Here is a 19,087-nt window from a genome sequence, read left to right on the forward strand (position 1 = left end):
AGACTGGCAAACTCCATCCCTCGGCCGTATGGGCTGAAGCTGTGGGAATGGCAGGCGAGTTTGTCGCAACGGCATGGGCCAAGGTGCGGGACCTGTGGCTTCGCTTCGCCTGGCCTGTCCTTTCCGTGGTGAGTGTGCTCGGCTGGGTAGTCCTTGCTGCGGCTATTGGACTATGGATCGCCGGGCAGTCCTGGGGTTGGCAGGAGGCGAAGTCTGCCGCGATGGTTGCTTTCCTGCTGTTTGTGTTGGCCGTGGGCTTCATCGTGGGCCGTTCGGCTTACGGCGTGGTCCTGGATCTGGCCCGGACCCGTGTGGCGGTGGGGGACGACGCAGTGGGCAGCATCGCCGTGTCCAACGTTTCGGCCAGGCCGCTGTTGCCTGCCGCATTGGAATTGCCGGTGGGCGCCGCGACGGCTGTCTTCCATTTGCCCCGCATGAAGCCGGCCCAGGTACATGAGGACCTTTTCACTATTCCGACGGCGCGGCGTGCTGTGATTGTTGTCGGTCCCGTACGCTCCGTGCGTGCAGATCCGCTCCATCTGCTGCGGCGGCGCGTGCTCTGGACTGAGCCGGTGGACCTTTTCGTCCACCCGCGCACCGTACCGTTGGGAGGCTCGGCTGCCGGCTTCATCCGCGACCTTGAAGGCATGCCCACCACGGAACTATCCAGTGCCGATGTGTCCTTCCACGCACTGCGCGACTACGTTCCCGGGGACGACCGCCGTCACATTCACTGGAAGACGACGGCCCGCACCAACAAACTCATGGTCCGGCAGTTCGAGGAAACCCGCCGTGCGCACCTGGCTATTTCCCTGTCCATCAATACGGATGAATACGGATCGGATGGCGAGTTCGAGATGGCGATTTCCGTCGCCGCGTCAATCGGCCGCCAGGCTATCAAAGAGCAGCGTGAGCTGGACGTCCTGACCCAAAAGGGACCGCTCCGCTGTGAAACGGGCCGCAACCTGCTGGACGACATGACCAGGATTGTGGGGACACCCCTGCGGAAGACCGCCGTCGACCTCGCACGGAACCTCTCGGACACGGTTCCCAACGCATCGGTGGTGTTCCTCGTGGTAGGGAGCCACGTCACGGCTACCCAGCTCCGCACCGCGGCCGCGTCCGTTCCGCCGGGCGTTCGCAGCCTGGCCGTCCGCGTCCAACCCGGAGCGGCGCCGTCGAGGGCCAATATTGCAGACCTGACGGTCCTCACCGTTGGCGACCTCGATGACCTGGCAATCGTGCTGAGAAAGGCGGCAGCATGAGCACCGCACCAAATCTTCGCGCACGCCGCAGGGAAACCAACCGCAGGGACACCAACCGCGGCGCCAGGCGTGCCAGCGCAGGCTCGATATTTGCCGACGCCCGGCCCCTTTGGCATTTTGTCGTGGACTGCGGCGCCCTGGTGGTCCTGCTGTTCCTGGGTGTGCTTGGCTTCAGCCTGAGCTTCGGTGGCGATCCGCATTACATCATCGCCGGGCTGGGCGGCATTTTCCTGGGACTCGGCATAGCGATCCTGAACGCGCACCTTCGCTTGGGACTGCTGATCACCACCGCCCTGGGATTCGGTGCGTACATGCTGTTCGGTTCTGCATTGGCAGTGCCCGACCCAGCCGTCCTCGGGTTCCTGCCGAGCCTGGAATCGCTGCGGACTTTGCTGCTGGGGATCGTCTTTGCATGGAAGGACATGCTGACGGTCGGCGTGCCCGTGGGCACGGCCAACGGCATGCTCATTGTGCCCTTCCTCAGTTCAATGATCACTGCGCTGGCTGCGGGTTTGTTGACGTGGCGCCTGAAGAGTCCATATTGGCCGCTGTTGCCGGTACTGGTCCTTTTCGTCACCGGTGTCGCCTTCAGCACCAGCGCGGGTTTCCTTAATGTGGAGCGCGGCGTTTCCTTGACCATTGTCTCGATCGTCTGGGCGGCGTTCCGCCGCGACGCACTCCGGCAGAGCAGCACCAAGACCGTTTCGGCCAACAGGGCGGAGTTCGACGCCGGTGCGGCGCGCCGCGGGAAGTTCCGGCGCCTGGGGACTGCTGCTGCCGTGGTGGTCGCGGCAGTCGGGATCACCGCAGTCGCTTCGCCCTTGGTGACAGCCAGCGACGACCGGAAGGTACTGCGCAACACGATCGTTCCGCCGTTCGATCCCCGCGACTACATCACGCCCCTTGCGAGCTTCCGGAATTTCGTGAAGGACGAGAAAGACCACACGCTGTTCACAGTGAAGGGCCTACCCAAGGATGCACGCGTACGACTCGCGGCGCTGGATGCCTTTAACGGCCTGAACTACACGATGGATCCCAACAGTTCCGGCAACTTCAGCAAGGTGGGTGATGCCCGTTCGCTTAACACGCTGGCCGATACGGGAAGCCCGGTAGCCGGCACCAATTACACGCTGGAAATCAACATCGAGGATTACCAGGGATATTTTGTCCCGGGAGGCCGCCACACCACGGGCATGAGCTTCCTGCAGAGCTCCGGTGCGGCGTCGGGACTGTACTTCAACGCCGGCACCGATACGGCAGTGACCACCAAGGGCCTGGCAAAAGGCGACAATTACACAGTCCAGGTTTCTGATCCGGGAACCCTTGAACATGGCCAGCTGACGCAGTACGACTTCGCCAAGCTCACGTTGCCCGAAGCCCAGGAGGTACCGCCGATCGTCGCCTCACAGGCGAACGAGCTCTCGGCTGACGCTCCCACGGCCATCGACCGTGTACGGCAGATAGAGGCCCATTTCCAGAAGAGCGGGGCGTTCAGCAACGGCCTGGTTGCTGACGGCCAGTTGCCCAGTTTGCCCGGTCACAGTGCTGCACGCGTTCGCAGCCTGCTCTCCGCCAAGCAAATGCTGGGTGATGACGAACAGTACGCTGTCGCGATGTCACTCATGCTGCGTCACCTCGGCATCCCTTCGCGCGTTGTCATGGGGTTCTATCCGGATCCCAAGAGCCCGGAAAACGGTGCAGGGGACGTCAAGATCATGGGTAAGGACGTGCACGCGTGGGTGGAAGTGGCCTTCGACCGCGTCGGCTGGGTGTCCTTCGATCCGACTCCGCCAAAGGACAACGTGCCCATCCCGCCGGATCCTGAGAACAAGTCCAAGCCCAAGCCGCAGGTGCTGCAGCCGCCGCCCCCGCCGCAGGAGCCCGCGGACCTCCCGCCGGACTCCACCCCGGATGCCTTGGATGCCGATGAGAAGAAAAACAACCCCTGGCTGTTCTGGGGGCCGCTGCTTGCCGCGATCGGCGTGGCGATGATTCCGCTGGGAATTCTCGCAGTGCCGCTGTTGCTGATACTTCTGCTGAAATCACGACGCCGGAAGGCACGTTTTCGTGATGGCCACCCCGCCCAGCGGGTCGGCGGTGGGTGGAACGAGGTGTTGAGCCTTGCTACTGACATGGGCGCCTCGATTGACCCTAAGTCCACGCGGCGGGAATCGTCTGCCGTCATTGCGGATGCATTCCCGGTGACCGGAACCACCACCACAATGTTGGCGCACAGGGCTGACGCCGCAGTTTTCGGGGCAGGGCAACCCAGCGAGGAGGAAGTCAAGGAGTATTGGGAGATCGTGGATTCCTCGCTTCAGGACATCACAGGAAGCGTTGGTTTCTGGAAGCGGCAGCAGGCCCGGTTCTCGCCGAGGTCTTTGCTTTCCGATGGCCGGGCCGCACTGCGCCGGCGCGAACAGACACCCAGGGTCTCCAGGAAGGGTGCCATCTTCACCAACCGCACCCTGTTCAAGAAGAAGGGCAGCGTTGATGAGTAGTGAAACTGAGCTGTGCCCGGCCTGCAAACACCCGGTGCGTCCCGGCGCAGCCTTTTGTACTCATTGCGGATCGCCGCTGACCAATCGTGGAGCCCGGAAGGAACGCAACGTCAACCGTGCCCAGGCTGCCGCCCTTGACTTCGCCACCCGGCAAGGCCTGCCCGATCCCGGTAGTATCTCGGTAGTGCCGGCGTCCACAGCACCGATGCAGCCGGGACGTGAAGCTGCTGTAAACGTACATCCGGGGCCAGGGGGAGGGACCACAATGACTGCACAGCTCGAGCTGGTACCGGCATCCGTCGGAAAACGCCTCGGCGCGGCAGTGCTGGACTGGTTGGGACCTGTTGCCGTCCTGACAACCGCGTTCGCACTGGGCATTGCCGGTATCACCCAAACCCGGCGGAACGGCTTTATCGTCTATGACACCGCTCTACTGGTCCTCTTGGGGAGCATCGGCCTCGGTGTCACCGTCCTGTACATCTTTGTGCTGCTGGGAATCGAAGCCAGGTCTGGAAACACCATTGGCAATCAACTGATGGGAATCCGCAGCTCCGATGCCGACGGCTACGCGCCCGGCGCCGGCGTCGTTTTTGTCCGTGGCATTCTCACGGGCGGGCTCCTCCTGCTGGCGGCAATCCTCGGCGCGGTGCTGTTGGGCGTTGGGTTGCTTGGATTGGTCCTGTGGATCGCCCTCCCTCTTATGGTCCTGGGCGTGGTCTGGGCCGTCCTGGTGGTTGTTTCCAGTGCTTGGGACAGGAACGGCAAGCTGCGTGGATGGCATGACAAAGCCGCGAAGTCCTTGGTGTTCGACGTCCACGCAGGCCGCAACCCGGTTGCCACTGGAGGTATCCAGGGGCCCTACAGCTTCGCGCCCGTGGAGCTACCGCCCGTGCAGCCGGTGGTGTCACCGGTCCCGTCAATGTCGGCTGCCCAACGCGTGTCCGCACCGCGGCAGGTATCCAATCCGCAGCCAGCTCCTGTTGCCCCCGCACACCCTGACGATGACGTCGAGAAGACGCAGATGCGGCCCGGAACTGCACGGGCGGAAGCCGTGCTCCGGATCCGTGTTGACGACGGCCAGGACGTCGAACTGGGTGGAACCGTCCTGGTTGGCCGCAACCCAGCACCCCAGCCCGGGGAAGCTGCCGAGCAGTTGTTGAGTGTCTCGGACCCCGGAAGGTCCATCTCCAAGACCCACTTGCATCTCCGGGTTGATGGCGATGGCGTGTGGGTTACGGACCGCAACTCAACCAATGGAAGCGCTGTCACTACGCCCGACGGCCTCCAGACCCGGCTTCATCCGGGGGAAGCAGTTTTCGTCAGACCAGGTTCCACCGTTCACTTCGGGGACCGTTCCTTCCACCTAGGACAAGCATGAACTCACAGCCGGCCAGCCCCGCCGACCCGGATGCCAACGCCGCTGGATCCGCCTTTCAACTCAGCTACGGATACGGGACGGACCGTGGACTGCGTCGCGAACTGAACGAGGACTCGTTCATTGCATCGGATCCGGTCTTCGCGGTGGCCGATGGCATGGGGGGCCATGAGGCAGGCGAAATCGCCAGTGGCGTGTGTGTGCGGACCCTTGGCAGTTCCCCTGTCCTGGCGGCAGGGGTCCGTTCGGCTTCGGCAGCGGACCTGCAGGAGTGCCTGTTAAAGGCCGATGCCAGCATCCGCGAAGCCACGGGAGGGCGCGCGGGCACCACACTCTCCGGCGTCGTGGTGGTGGAACAAATGGGCGTGCCCTATTGGCTGGTCATGAACATTGGGGATTCCCGGACGTATCGCCTTAGCCAGGGTGATTTCGCCCAGGTCAGCGTGGACCATTCAGAAGTCCAGGAACTGGTGGACTCCGGTGACATCACGGCGGAGCAAGCGGCCGTTCATCCGCGCAGGCATGTGGTCACGCGCGCTTTGGGCACTGGCGACGAGACCGAGGCGGACTTCTGGTTGCTGCCCATTCAGGAAGGGGACCGGATCATGGTCTGCTCCGATGGGCTGAACGGCGAACTGGGGAATGACCATCTGTTCCGCATCCTCAGCACCGTGGCCCATCCGCAGGACGCCGTGGATGCCTTGATCCAGGCTGCATTGCGCAGCGGTGGGCGGGACAACGTCACGGTCATTGTGGTGGACGCCAAGAACGTCCTTAACGACGCCGGGATCGCCACCACCGCGCCGCGCCCGGAGACCGAATCCGAGGTGGAGGAGGACACCCTGCCCAGGGCCTGGGTGACAGGAACGGACCAGGAGGAGGGCGTAGATGGAAAGCAGTAACAAGCCACCCCACGCCCGATACCAGCGTGGTGACTGGTTCGGCGTGGTCCGTCAGGGCACTGTGGTGCTGCTCGGCCCCGATACCCCGTCTGCCCTGATCGATTCGGTGTGGGAACTTCTCGCATCGGCGCCCGAAGCCCATGAGGTCCTCCACGAAGTGACCGAGGCTTTCGGGGTTTCCCTCAGCCGTATTCCGCCCTTTGGCATCATCGATTCCAAGGACGCCCTGCGCGTGTTCCTTCGCGGCGACCTTGAACTCGTTGTGAAGATGTCCGCCGGGGAGGAGGCGCTCTCTGGACGGGACGTGACTACCTGGACGGAACGCCGGCTCACCGCGGCTGATTCCTACGTCCTGCGGATAGGCGCGGGAACCCGTTCCTCCAGCGTTCCGGCAAACCTTGGTATCCCGGCAAGACCTGGTGAAACCTCGACGCCGGACGGCAGCCTGCCGCTGGGGGAGGGGGTGGTCCTCCTGGCCTCCCTCGAGGTGGTGCTCCAAACCGGCACTGTGAATGTTCCGGCGCCCGCTGCGGTTTCCGATGAAACCATGATTGGCTACGACGATGCGGACCTGGGCCTCACCATCACGCCCGGACATTCCGAAGCTCATGAACATACCGAGAGCGCTGAAGAATCCTCGGGCGTTCCCGTCCACACCAGCACCACGGATCCCATAGTCCCTGCCCTGGAGACCACCACCAACTATGACCACCTGTGGGACAAGACGGTGATGCGCAACATCGAAGACGCTGCTGTGCGCGTGGACGAGGAATCCGAGGATCACGATGCTCCGGCGGCCCATGCCCCTGCGCCACAAAATCCGGTATCAGAAACAGCGCCGTCGGCAACACCCACGGCAGTGCCTGCACTGATCGAGTCCGTTCCCTGGCTGCGCAGCCCCGGCGGGGTGCCTGCCTCTGGGGGACGGGCCGAATCGATTGCTCCGCCGCAAGCCCCTCCCGCTTCAGCACCTCAGGTTCCGACGGAATGGGAGTCGACGCCGGTGGGTTTGGCGTCGATGCCCGCGCCTGGACCCAGCATGCCAACGAATGGTCCGTTCATGGATGGTGTCCCCGCGGAGGACGATGCTGACCATGACGGGCAGACGATCATGAAGAGCACCATCGCCAGCCCTGACGCCCAACGTCCTGGGCCCGGGGTTGCACCGAAGGATGCCCCGGCCGGCAACGGTCCCAGCGTTTTAGCGCGGGTGTGCTCCCAAGGTCATGCCAACCCGCCCACCTACGCTCAATGTGCCACGTGTGGTTTCGCGTTGTCCGGTGATTCGCTTCAGGTCCCGCGACCCCGCCTGGGCAGAATGCGCTTATCCACTGGTGAGCTGATCGATCTGGACCAGTCACTCGTCATTGGCAGGCAGCCGTCAGTGTCCCGCGTGCAAGGCGGCACCATGCCGCGGCTGGTGCAGGTGGAGAGCCCCGGAGGGGACATTTCCCGCTCACACGTCGAGGTTCGGTTGGAGGGTTGGCACGTCATGCTGTGCGACCTCAAAGCGACGAACGGAACCGTGCTCATTCGAGAAGGCCAAGCACCCCGCAGACTCGCCCAAAACGAGATGGCCATCCTTTTGGACGGCGACATAGCTGAGTTGGGCGACGACATTTCATTGCGTTTCGAGGAGATTCTTTGAGTTCCAAGAGGCCCCCCGCGCCGCCTCCACCCATTCCCGGTTTCAAGTACATCAGCCTGCTGGGCTCCGGTGGCTTCTCCGACGTATACCTCTACGAGCAGGACAGGCCGCGCCGTAAAGTAGCAGTCAAGGTGCTGCTGTCCGACTTGAAGACCGAGGGTGCACGCCGCCGTTTCGAGTCCGAAGCGAACCTGATGGCACAGTTGTCCTCGCACCCGTACATCGTGACGATTTTCGAGGCGGAAATCACGGAGAGCGGCCATTCCTATTTGGCGATGGAATACTGCTCACGGCCCAGCCTCGATGTCCGCTACCGCCGTCAGCGCTTCAGCGTCGATGAGGTCCTGGCCGTCGGCATCCAGGTGGCATCCGCCGTCGAGACCGCCCACAGGGCCGGCATCGTGCATCGCGATATTAAGCCCGCCAACATCCTGGTCACCGACTACAACCGTCCCGCCCTCACCGACTTCGGCATTTCCGGGACCATTGGGGCCGATACCGAGGACGACGCCGGAATGTCCATCCCGTGGTCACCGCCGGAGCAATTCCGGGGCGGGGCAGTTGACGGCGTTCCGGTGGACATTTGGGCCCTCGGTGCCACCCTGTACACGCTCCTTGCGGGCCGTTCACCGTTTGTTCTTCCCGGCCAGGACAACTCTCAGCGGGAACTGATCTCCCGCATCACCAACTCGCCCCTGCCCAGGCTCGGCCGCGCCGATGTTCCGGAGTCGCTGGAACTCGTCCTGTCTACATCCATGGCGAAGTCACCGGAATCCCGCTACTCGTCGGCCCACGCTTTTGCCTTGGCGTTGCAGCGGATCCAGACCGAGCTGAATTTGTCTGTGACTCCCTTCGAGGTGCTCGAAGAACCGGGTCACGGAGACGAGCAACACCCGGACGACAACTTCGAGGAAACGCGCGTCCGCAGTATCGCTTCAATCGATCCGGACGCTTCGGGAACCGCTACTACTGGTTCGGCACCCACGTTCCCGGCACGGACCTTCCCGTCCACTGTGCCCGGCGCCACCCAGGCTCCTCCCCAGCCAGGCCAGGCTCCTGCCCGGCCAGCCCAGGCTCCTGCCCAGCAAGCCCAGGCTCCTACCCAGCAAGCCCCAGCGCAATTCCAAGCGCCCGTTTGGGACTACCGGCAGGTTGGGCAACCGGACGTGGCGGAGTCGACGGTACTCCGAGGCTGGCAGCCTTCACGTCCACAGGACGACGTGGGCGCAACAGTCCGGCGCTCCCAGGCGCCTGCAGGGGCATCGCCGGCGTCCCAAGCCGCTGCTCCCGGCGCGGATCATGGCAAGCGCAATCTGTGGCTGGCGGCGACGGGTGCCACGGTTTTGGTGGTCGCCATTGTGGTGGGCGTGGTCCTGGGTGCCCAGGCGCAGCCGAAGGTCGCGCCCACGGAGACGGCGAGTAAGCCGGCGGTCGACGCCTTGGGCGATGGTGGGGTTCCGGACGTGGAAGGTCTGGTTGGCAAGCGCAGGCCGGGCAAACCCGACTTCGCAGATTTCGAGTGGAAGAACCCGCAGCCCAAGGAGGGCGACACGTACAAATGGCGCTACAAGACGGTTGTCCTCAGCGAAAGTGAATACAGCAACTCCGAACTGGAACCACGTGCACTGGCCTATGGTACGGAGTCGCCGCTCTGTATTCAGGTGATCATTGTCCGTGTTGACGGCAGTGCCTCGTCCGGGGGCGAGGGTTCTGTCGCCTGCGTGGACTAGAAGCGGCCGCATGACACACATTTACAGCCGATTGAGGAGGCACAGATCATGGGGGATCTAGCAATAGATTTCTGTGGCGAATGGTACGAACCATCCGACGAAGACGTCTTTGACATCGGCAGGGAAGGCGACCTGGAGGTTGACGACAACCCTTACCTGCACCGGCGCTTTTTGCAGATTGCACGGTATGACGGCATGTGGTGGCTCAGCAACGTAGGCAGCATGCTCTCTGCTACGGTCGCGGACGGATCGGGCGGCATGCAGGCCTGGCTGGCTCCCGGCGCGCGGATTCCACTCGTTTTCAGCCACACCAACGTCATCTTCACTGCGGGCCCCACCACGTACGAGTTCGCCGTGCATTTGAAGACGCCGTCCTTCCGGCATGAAGCCAGGGACGAGGACCAAGCGGGGGACACCACCATCGGGCCTGTGGTCTTTACCGACTCGCAGAAAGCCTTGATCGTCGCCCTCGCTGAGCCCATGCTGCGCCGCGATGGCACCGGCTTCAGCGCCATTCCGTCTTCGGCGGAGGCGGCCAAGAGGCTTGGTTGGGCCCTGACCCGCTTCAATCGCAAGCTGGACAACGTCTGCGACAAGTTGGACCGCGTGGGCGTAGTGGGCCTGCGTGGTGGCGCCGGCAAACTCGCCACCAACCGCCGTGCCCGCCTGGTGGAGCACGCCGTGACCTCGCACCTGGTAACAGCCGCGGACCTGTACCTTCTGGAATCCATGTCTGGAGTAGACGAAGCATGAAGTTCCGCTTGACCCTGCGGCGAGACCCCGCGGAAGCAAAGGACCTCGCCGTTACGGTGGATGGTCGCGCCACCGTGGCGGACATCGCCACCGAACTTTGGGTTGCCGACCCCGCGCGCAAGGGCACCGAACCGCCGTCGAACCTGTCCATCAGCGTGGACGAAGCGTTCGTGGGCGGCGGGCTTTCCGGCCATGTCCTCAGGCCCTCGGACAACCTGCTCGAGTCCGGACTGCGGCCCGGCTCCAAGGTTTCGCTCGCGCAGGTGGGCGAGCAGTTCGCGTCGAACGGCAACGGTGGTGCCAACGGCCAAAACCGGGGACCAGCCGCGGCGACGTTGCGCGTCATGTCAGGGCCCGACGTCGGACGCGAATTTTCGCTGCCTTTCGGCACCAGCTACATCGGCCGGGACAGGGACGCGGACATCCGTCTCTCGGATCCGCTGACGTCCAAGCGCCACGCACGCATCACAGTTGGCGAGACCGTGGAGATCGTGGACACGAACTCGGCCAACGGACTCCTCATGGAAGGCTTGCCGGTCACACGGGCAACGCTTGAATCCTCGGATACGGTGACCTTGGGCGATACCACCGTTGGGGTTGTGTCACTGTCGCGGAACCATGGCGGCGGCCCATCATCGCCGCTGGTGGACTTCAACCGCTCGCCTCGTGTGCTGCCGAGGTTTGAGTCTCCCAAACGTGTGCCGCCGGCCGGGCCGAAACGGCCTGAACACCAACCATTCCCGTACGTCATGTTGATCGCACCGCTGCTGATGGGTGGCGTCCTCTTCGCCTTCACCCAGAACCTGCTCTCGGTGCTTTTCATGGCCATGATGCCGCTGTTCATCGTTGGCCACTATGTGGACCACAAGATGCAGGGCAAGCGCCAGGCGAAGGAAGGCCATAAGCAATTCCAGGCTTCCATGCTTGCGTTCCGGGAGGACATTGACCGGCAACAGAACATTGAACGGGCCGTGCGGCTGCAGGAAGCACCATCGGTCAGCGATACCGTGGATGCGATCTACAAACTCGGCCCCCTCCTGTGGACCAACCGTCCTGAGCATCAGCATTTCCTTGGTGTCCGGTTCGGACTCGGATCTTCGCCGTCGCGGATTCAGTTCGAAGAACCCGGTGCCAACGAAACCGAACCCCGGTACATGAGGGAAATCCAGGAATGCCTGCAGCAGGTCCGTGTCATTGATGGCGTGCCGATCGTGTCCCAGCTGCGCACTTCGGGTTCGTTCGGCGTGGCAGGGGACCGCAACGTGGTGGACGATGTCGCCCGGGGCATGGTGCTTCAGCTGGTGGGACTCCACTCGCCTGCGGAGGTGGTGCTGACTGCATTGACCTCGGCCCGCTCGCGTGAGCGCTGGGACTGGTTGCAGTGGCTCCCGCACGTTGGTTCCGGTCACAGCCCGCTCTCCGGCGACCATCTGGCCGCCGGCCCTGCTGCTGGTGCCTCGCTGCTCTCGCGCCTGGAGGACTTGGTGGAGCAGCGCGAGGCCCAGGCCAATGAGCCTGGTCCGCAGCCACGCCCCGCGCTCAAGGACGAGCACGAAGAGATTCCAGGCCCCGTGGTACCTGCTGTCCTGGTGGTCGTTGAGGACGATGCACCTGTGGACCGGGGACGGCTGACGCGGCTGGTGGAACGCGGCCCGGACTTCGGGGTGCACGTCATGTGGGTGGCAGCGAATGTGCAGTCCCTGCCTGCTGCTTGCCGGGACTTCCTCTCCGTCGACGGCGATCACGGCACCACTACCGGCCAAGTACGGCTTGGCCGCCACACCTACCCTGTGAGCTGCGAAAGCCTCGACGCCGGTCTCGCCACGCAGCTGGCGCGCATGATGTCGCCGTTGGTGGATGTCGGAAATCCGCTCGAGGACGATTCGGACCTCCCGCGTGCCGTTTCCTATGCCACTTTGATCGGCAAGGAACTCATGGACAACCCGCAGGCCGTTGCCGAACGCTGGCAGGAGAACAATTCAGTCCATGCCACGGCGGTGCCCAACCGCAAGGACAACGGAAGCCTGCGTGCCTTGGTGGGCTCCAAGGGCGTTGAACCGTTCTACCTGGACCTTAAGAATGAAGGACCCCACGCGCTCGTGGGCGGAACCACCGGCGCAGGTAAATCGGAGTTCCTTCAGTCGTGGGTGATGGGAATGGCAGCGGCCTACAGCCCGGACCGCGTCAGCTTCCTGTTCGTGGACTACAAGGGTGGTGCCGCCTTTGCGGACTGCCTGCACCTGCCCCACACCGTGGGGCTCGTCACCGACCTGTCTCCGCACCTGGTACGCAGGGCCCTGACTTCGTTGCGGGCCGAACTTCACTATCGGGAACGCCTGCTGAACCGTAAGAAGGCCAAGGACCTGCTGGCTCTGCAGCGGGAAGCAGACCCCGAGGCGCCGCCGTACCTCATCATCATCGTGGACGAATTCGCGGCGCTTGCCACCGAAGTCCCCGAGTTCGTTGACGGCGTGGTGGACGTTGCTGCCCGTGGACGTTCGCTGGGTTTGCACCTGATCCTCGCCACCCAGCGCCCTGCGGGTGTCATCAAGGACAACCTGCGCGCAAACACGAATCTCCGGGTCGCGTTGCGCATGGCAGATGAAGTGGATGCCGTGGACATTCTTGGCGTCCCCACGGCGGCATACTTCGACCCGTCCATTCCAGGCCGTGGTGCGGCGAAAACCGGCCCGGGCCGCATCCAGGGGTTCCAGACCGGATACGCGGGTGGCTGGACCACCGAGAAGCCGCAGCGCCCCCGGATCGACATCGTGGAGATGGCCTTCGGATCCGGTCCCTCCTGGGAGCCGCCGCCTGCCACAGCTGTGGAGGAAGAACCTGCAGGCCCCAACGACATCGCCAGAATGACAGGCAACATTATCCGTGCCGCGGATTTCCTGGCGATTGAGCCACCACGCAAGCCGTGGTTGAACGAACTCGCCATGACCTACGACTTCTCCAAATTGCCAAACCCGCGCACGGACGAGCGGCTCCTGCTCGGCGTGGCCGATGACCCCGCACACCAGGACCAGCCCACCGTGTTCTATGAACCGGACAAGGACGGCAACATGGCCGTCTACGGTACGGGTGGTTCGGGCAAGTCGGCGGCGCTGCGCGGAATCGCGATCGCCGCCGCCGTCACACCTCGTGGTGGGCCCGTCCACGTGTATGGCATCGACTGTGGTTCTTCAGGTTTGAAGATGCTGGAGGGACTGCCGCACGTGGGGGAGGTCATCAACGGGGACGATGTGGAGCGGGTTGGCCGCCTTCTGCGGTGGCTCAAGGAAGTTGCCGATGACCGCGCCGCCCGGTTCGCCGAGGTCCGGGCCTCCACCATTGTTGAATACCGGCAGCTCGCAAACCGTCCGGACGAAAAGCGTATCTTCATCCTGGTGGACGGCATGTCCGCCTTCCGTGAAGGCTATGAGTACAGCAACCTGTCCGCGCTGTGGGACATCTTCCTCCAGCTGGCAACGGATGGACGTCCCCTGGGTATCCACCTGGTAGTGAGCGGTGACCGAACCAACTCTGTGCCGGCGTCGCTCCTTGCCTCGATCCAAAAACGCCTGGTCCTGCGTCTTAGCTCCGAAGACGATTACATGACGCTCGATGTGCCCAAGGACGTCCTCAACGCAGCCTCGCCGCCCGGCCGCGGTTTGCTCGATGGCCTGGAAGTCCAACTGGCGGTGCTGGGTGGCAACTCGAACCTGGCGCTGCAGGCCCGCGAAGTGTCCAAACTCAGCCAGGCCATGGTGCGCCAGGGCCTGGAGCAGGCGCCAAAGATACAGCGGCTTCCGGAACTCGTGGATTTGGATATCCTGCCTTCGGGTGCCCCGGATAATCCTGTTATTGGCGTGGACGATGAGACCTTGGGTTCGGCCACCATCGCTGCAAAGGGTTCGCTCCTGCTCGCGGGGCCGCCGGGTGCCGGCCGCACAGTTGCGTTGGTCACGTTGGCGTACGCCCTGCGGCGGTCCAACCCGCGGACGGACCTTATCTACATCGGCTCCCGCCGCTCTGCGGTTGCCTCCCTGAACATCTGGAGCAGGTCCCTGGTGGGGCCTGACGAGGTCTCGGACGTGGTGGATGATCTCATCGACAAAGCCACGGACAACCCGGGCACCATGGCCATCTTCATCGAGGGCCTGACGGAGTTCACGGACACGTTGGCGGAATCGGGCGTGGGACGGTTGGTCACGGCTGCCATCAAGGCCGATCAATGGGTTGTTGGCGAATCCGAAACGTCCACATGGTCCCAGGCATGGTCCTTGGCCCAGCCCTTCAAATCGGGCAGGCGTGGACTGTTGCTCAACCCTGGGGATGTGGAAGGGGATACCCTCCTTAACACCTCGCTGGGCCGGATCAGCAAGGACTTCATCCCTGGCCGCGGGTACATCGTGGGACGTGGAAAGGTACGCAAGCTGCAGATCGCCATGCCGCCGGAGAACCGTAGCTAGGAACTGGCTGGTACGGGCCCCCACTCCGCCAGGACAAAATAATGTCCGCGGCTTGCGGCAAGATAGACCTGTGAGCACACCAGAGAATCCAGATCCGGTCGATACCACAACCCAGGATGCCGCTGCGGCCATCGTCGCAGAAGAGGGAGCACCTCCGTCGGAGAGCCTGCGGGATGAGTATGAGCAACTTGCGGACCTCGTTCGCAAGTACCGGTATGCCTATTACCAAGAGGACGCGCCCACGGTTTCCGACGCCGAGTTCGATGAACTCTACCGTCGCCTGGAAGAAATCGAAGCGCTGCATCCGGAACTCGTTTCCAATGACTCGCCTACGCAGGAAGTCGGCGGCGAAGTCTCTGCCGCCTTTACTGCCGTCGCGCATCTACAGCGGATGTACAGCCTGGACGACGTCTTTTCCCTCGAGGAGCTCGAAGCCTGGGTACGTAAGGCTGAAGCTTCCGTGGCCAAGCTCGGGGACAGCGTCCCGCCCATTGCCTGGCTGACTGAACTGAAAATCGATGGACTCGCCGTCAACCTGCTGTACAGGGACGGAAAATTGGTGCGCGCTGCCACCCGGGGCGACGGCACAACAGGTGAGGACATCACTCATAACGTGCTCACCATCAAGGAGATCCCGCGTCAACTCAGCGGCTCGGGTTATCCCTCGGAAGTTGAAATCCGTGGGGAAGTATTCATTCCTTCCAAGGCGTTCGTTGAGTTCAACGAAGCCCTGGTTGCCGCAGGCAAGGCCCCCCTCGCCAATCCACGCAATGCGGCTGCGGGCTCGCTCCGCCAGAAGGACCCGGCCGAAACAGCAAAGCGTCCACTGAGCATGTTCGTTCACGGCATCGGTGCCCGGGAGGGCCTGAATGCCATGAGCCAATCCGAAACCTATAAGTTGCTGGCTGACTGGGGGCTGCCTGTCAGCCCATATTTCAAGGTTCTGGATTCCTTTGAAGGCGTCCTGAAATTCATCGCCCATTATGGCGAGCACCGGCACGACCTCCTTCATGAAATCGATGGCATCGTGGTCAAAATTGATGACTTCGCCACACAACGTGCCCTCGGTTACACTTCCCGCGTCCCCAGATGGGCAGCCGCCTACAAATACCCGCCGGAGGAAGTCCACACCAAGCTTTTGGACATCCTCGTCAACGTGGGCCGCACGGGGCGCGTCACGCCGTTTGGAATGATGGAGCCGGTGAAGGTCGCGGGTTCCACCGTGGGAATGGCCACTCTGCACAACCAGGACGTGGTCAAGGCCAAAGGCGTCATGATCGGCGACATCGTGATTCTCCGCAAGGCCGGTGACGTGATCCCCGAGATCGTTGGACCCGTGCTGGCGCTGCGAGACCAACAGGACCCACCCGTGCGCGAATTCGTGATGCCCATCGAGTGCCCGTCCTGCGGTACGCCATTGGCACCGGCAAAAGAAAGCGACGTGGACATCCGTTGCCCCAATGCCAAGTCCTGCCCATCGCAGCTGCGTGAGCGTGTTTTCCATCTGGCTGGCCGCGGTGCGTTCGATATCGAGGCCCTGGGCTGGGAAGCAGCGATCGCCTTGACGCAGCCGGCAGAGCCGGAGACTCCTCCGTTGACCAGCGAAGCCGCGCTGTTCACGTTGAAGCCTGAGGATCTGGCGAATGTCATGATCCGCCGGGAGAAGAGGTCCAAGGGTGTAGGGACTGGCCAGTATGAGCTTGTTCCGTACTTCTACTCAAGGGGAACGGCCAAGTCGCCTTCAAAGCCAACGGCAACCACGGAAAAACTCTTTGCCGAGCTGGAGAAAGCGAAGAAGCAGCCTCTGTGGCGTGTCCTCGTGGCATTGTCCATTCGCCATGTGGGACCCACAGCCTCCCGTGCCCTTGCGACGGCCTTCGGCAGCATGGACGCGATCCGCAACGCCACTGAAGAGCAGCTTGCGCATGTTGACGGCGTGGGACCCACCATCGCGGCGGCCCTGAAGGAATGGTTCGCCGTGGACTGGCACAACGAGATCGTGGACAGCTGGGCAGCTGCCGGAGTGCGGATGGAAGACGAACGCGATACCAGCGTGCCGCGAACCCTTGAGGGCCTCACCATCGTGGTTACGGGGACCCTGCCAAACTTCAGCCGGGACGAAGCCAAGGAAGCCATCATCATTCGTGGCGGGAAGGCCTCCGGCTCGGTGTCCAAGAACACCAGCTACCTCGTGGCTGGTGAAAGTGCCGGGACCAAGCTGGATAAGGCCGAGCAACTCGGTGTTCCGATTTTGGATGAGGACGGCTTCCGCGAGTTGTTGGAGAAGGGCCCGGCGAACACCGAGGCCGACGCTGACGCTGCAGCCGAGGCCGATGCTGCAGAGACAGTGAAAGCAGAAGCAGAATGACCGACGCCATCGAGCTGCTCGCCGTAGCGAAACACGCTGCTGCTGCGGGCGCGGCTGTACTATCCCGGAGAGCTGCCGCGGGCACAGGCGGCGTGGGATTGGGAATATCCAACAAAGGCGATGCCGGCGATTGGGTGACCGAGTTCGACGTCGCAGCAGAGAACGCAGTCCGCGAGGCTATCCTTGCGGCCCGGCCGAACGACGCCATCACGGGGGAGGAGCACGGCACCACCCGGCCCCAGCGAGCCTCGGGTTACCGCTGGTCCATTGATCCGCTTGATGGCACTACCAACTTCATCCGCAACATCGTCTATTACGCCACGTCGGTGGCCGTGGCGGATGCCGACGGCGTCTGGTTGGCGGGAGTAGTTCATGCGCCGGCCCTGGGTCGGGTGTACTCGGCCGCCCGGGGCGAGGGCGCCTGGTTGGAAGTCGCGGGGGAGACTACCCGTCTGGCGGGCCCCGTTCCCGGACGCACCGGCCTCATCCTTGCCACAGGATTCAGTTACGATCCCGATACCCGTGCCAATCAGGCAGAAGGCCTCGCCGAACTGATGAACGGCTTCGCGGATGTTCGGAGGCTGGGGTCCGCGGCGTTGGATCTGTGCCTGGTGGCAGATGGCACCTACGACGCCTTTGGGGAGCGCGGATTGAACGAGCATGATTTCTCTGCCGGCGCACTGATCGCCGAAGAAGCGGGCTGTTGGGTGCGAAGGCCACGGCTCGCGAGCCCACTCGACGGCGGTCCAACACTTGAGGATCGCCTGGCCGCGTGGACGTGCGCAGGGGCTTTGGAGCTGTCCGGTAAATTTCCCCTGTGACCTTCCTGTACCCATGACCAGCATCCCCTCGCCATGATCAAGACCCTCGCCATCGCCAACTACCGCTCCATCCGCGATCTCGCGATTGAGCTGCATGGCCTGGACGTGGTGACAGGGGCCAACGGCAGTGGCAAATCCTCCCTGTACCGTGCGCTGCGCCTGCTGGCCGAATGCGCCGGTGGCGACTCCGGAAACGTGGTGGGATCGTTGGCCAGGGATGGCGGGCTGGCATCGACGCTGTGGGCCGGTCCTGAATCAATCAGCGAGGCAATGCGGCGGGGCGAAGTTCCGGTCCAAGGTACCGTCCGCCGGGATTCCGTCAACCTGAAACTGGGGTATTCGGGTGACGACTTCGGTTACCTTGTGGACTTGGGCATGCCCGTGTCCAGTGGCGCCGGCTTTGACCAGGAAACAGGCAGGCCCCGCCCTTCGGCTTTTAGCCTGGATCCCGAGGTCAAGCGCGAGCAGATCTTTTCCGGACCGATCGCAAGGCCAGGTTCCCTGTTGGTGGATCGCAAAGGAAGCCTTGCGAAGCTCCGTGGGCCTGACGGTGAATGGACCGAACTCTCGCGCCGGCTGGATACTTTCCAAAGCATGCTGACGGAAGTTTCGGACCAGGACCGGGCTCCTGAAGTACTGCGGGTCCGGGACTCCGTGCGTTCCTGGCGGTTCTACGATCACTTCCGGACAGATGCCGAAGCCCCGGCCCGGCAGGCGCAACTCGGCACCCGCACTCCCGTGCTGCACCACAGCGGGAAGGACCTGGCGGCGGCGCTGCAGACCCTGCGTGAAGTGGGATTTGAACGGCAGCTGGACGCAGCGATCGATCACGCCTTTCCGGGAAGCCGCCTCGAAATAGCCGTAAGCGACGGCCGCTTCACCGTTGAGTTGCGGCAGCCTGGGATGCTGCGGCCCATGAAAGCGGCCGAACTCTCGGATGGTACGTTACGCTTCCTGCTCCTGACCGCCGCGTTGCTCACTCCCCGGCCTCCGGAATTGATGGTTCTCAACGAACCCGAGACGAGCCTCCACATCGACCTGATGCCGGCACTGGCTGGACTCATCATCCAAGCCAGTGCCAACAGCCAGATCATCGTGGTGACACACTCCGAAGCGCTGCTCAGGGCGCTCCGGGAAAGCGGAGCGGCCCATGAGCACGAGCTTTACAAGGATCTGGGCGAGACCAGGATCAAGGGACTCGGATCCCTGGAAGGCCCATTGTGGAGTTGGCCCAAACGCTGACCTCGAACCACAGCGCCAGGCACGC

Annotated in this window: 11 protein-coding genes; all 11 read left to right on the forward strand. The window is 63.4% G+C overall.

Annotated features, from left to right (window positions below; all coding sequences use genetic code 11):
* The first annotated feature begins 47 nt into the window (after window positions 1-47).
* Window positions 48-1,265: a DUF58 domain-containing protein gene (locus J2Y41_RS07540; protein WP_309927668.1), complete on the forward strand. Its 1,218-nt coding sequence runs from the start codon at window positions 48-50 to the stop codon at window positions 1,263-1,265.
* Complete coding sequence (locus J2Y41_RS07545; RefSeq protein WP_309927671.1) at window positions 1,262-3,766, forward strand: transglutaminase-like domain-containing protein; 2,505 nt, start codon at window positions 1,262-1,264, stop codon at window positions 3,764-3,766. Before J2Y41_RS07540 ends, J2Y41_RS07545 begins: the two co-directional genes overlap by 4 nt.
* Window positions 3,759-5,144 carry an RDD family protein gene (locus J2Y41_RS07550; protein ID WP_309927677.1) on the forward strand — a complete coding sequence of 462 codons (1,386 nt, stop codon included), beginning with the start codon at window positions 3,759-3,761 and terminating at the stop codon, window positions 5,142-5,144. The genes J2Y41_RS07545 and J2Y41_RS07550 overlap by 8 nt, the downstream gene beginning before the upstream one ends.
* Entirely contained in the window at window positions 5,141-6,043 is a 903-nt protein-coding gene (locus J2Y41_RS07555) for a protein phosphatase 2C domain-containing protein (protein WP_309927680.1), read from the forward strand. Before J2Y41_RS07550 ends, J2Y41_RS07555 begins: the two co-directional genes overlap by 4 nt.
* A complete protein-coding gene (locus J2Y41_RS07560) occupies window positions 6,030-7,691 on the forward strand; it encodes an FHA domain-containing protein (protein WP_309927683.1) in 1,662 nt (553 codons plus the stop codon). The genes J2Y41_RS07555 and J2Y41_RS07560 overlap by 14 nt, the downstream gene beginning before the upstream one ends.
* Window positions 7,688-9,421: a serine/threonine-protein kinase gene (locus J2Y41_RS07565; protein WP_309927686.1), complete on the forward strand. Its 1,734-nt coding sequence runs from the start codon at window positions 7,688-7,690 to the stop codon at window positions 9,419-9,421. The genes J2Y41_RS07560 and J2Y41_RS07565 overlap by 4 nt, the downstream gene beginning before the upstream one ends.
* Window positions 9,422-9,469: 48 nt before the next feature.
* The gene (locus J2Y41_RS07570) at window positions 9,470-10,174 is read left to right on the forward strand and encodes a hypothetical protein (protein WP_224092011.1); all 705 of its coding nucleotides are present in this window, start codon (window positions 9,470-9,472) and stop codon (window positions 10,172-10,174) included.
* The gene (locus tag J2Y41_RS07575; RefSeq protein ID WP_309927688.1) at window positions 10,171-14,631 is read left to right on the forward strand and encodes an FtsK/SpoIIIE domain-containing protein; all 4,461 of its coding nucleotides are present in this window, start codon (window positions 10,171-10,173) and stop codon (window positions 14,629-14,631) included. Before J2Y41_RS07570 ends, J2Y41_RS07575 begins: the two co-directional genes overlap by 4 nt.
* A gap of 70 nt (window positions 14,632-14,701) precedes the next feature.
* Window positions 14,702-16,999: an NAD-dependent DNA ligase LigA gene (ligA, locus tag J2Y41_RS07580; RefSeq protein WP_309927692.1), complete on the forward strand. Its 2,298-nt coding sequence runs from the start codon at window positions 14,702-14,704 to the stop codon at window positions 16,997-16,999.
* Window positions 16,996-17,820, forward strand: coding sequence for an inositol monophosphatase family protein (locus J2Y41_RS07585; RefSeq protein ID WP_309927698.1), 825 nt, complete (start codon window positions 16,996-16,998; stop codon window positions 17,818-17,820). Before ligA ends, J2Y41_RS07585 begins: the two co-directional genes overlap by 4 nt.
* Window positions 17,821-17,853: 33 nt before the next feature.
* Window positions 17,854-19,062: an AAA family ATPase gene (locus tag J2Y41_RS07590; RefSeq protein WP_309927700.1), complete on the forward strand. Its 1,209-nt coding sequence runs from the start codon at window positions 17,854-17,856 to the stop codon at window positions 19,060-19,062.
* Window positions 19,063-19,087 lie beyond the last annotated feature (25 nt).

Source organism: Arthrobacter sp. 1088 (assembly GCF_031455315.1).
In the GTDB taxonomy this organism is placed as follows: Bacteria; Actinomycetota; Actinomycetes; order Actinomycetales; family Micrococcaceae; genus Arthrobacter.

Coding starts and splice junctions, on each gene's coding strand:
- J2Y41_RS07570 (WP_224092011.1), top strand. CDS start 9,470: ATGGGGGATCTAGCAATAGATTTCTGTGGCGAATGGTACGAACCATCC.
- J2Y41_RS07555 (WP_309927680.1), top strand. CDS start 5,141: ATGAACTCACAGCCGGCCAGCCCCGCCGACCCGGATGCCAACGCCGCT.
- J2Y41_RS07545 (WP_309927671.1), top strand. CDS start 1,262: ATGAGCACCGCACCAAATCTTCGCGCACGCCGCAGGGAAACCAACCGC.
- J2Y41_RS07590 (WP_309927700.1), top strand. CDS start 17,854: ATGATCAAGACCCTCGCCATCGCCAACTACCGCTCCATCCGCGATCTC.
- J2Y41_RS07540 (WP_309927668.1), top strand. CDS start 48: ATGGCAGGCGAGTTTGTCGCAACGGCATGGGCCAAGGTGCGGGACCTG.
- J2Y41_RS07585 (WP_309927698.1), top strand. CDS start 16,996: ATGACCGACGCCATCGAGCTGCTCGCCGTAGCGAAACACGCTGCTGCT.
- J2Y41_RS07550 (WP_309927677.1), top strand. CDS start 3,759: ATGAGTAGTGAAACTGAGCTGTGCCCGGCCTGCAAACACCCGGTGCGT.
- J2Y41_RS07560 (WP_309927683.1), top strand. CDS start 6,030: ATGGAAAGCAGTAACAAGCCACCCCACGCCCGATACCAGCGTGGTGAC.
- J2Y41_RS07575 (WP_309927688.1), top strand. CDS start 10,171: ATGAAGTTCCGCTTGACCCTGCGGCGAGACCCCGCGGAAGCAAAGGAC.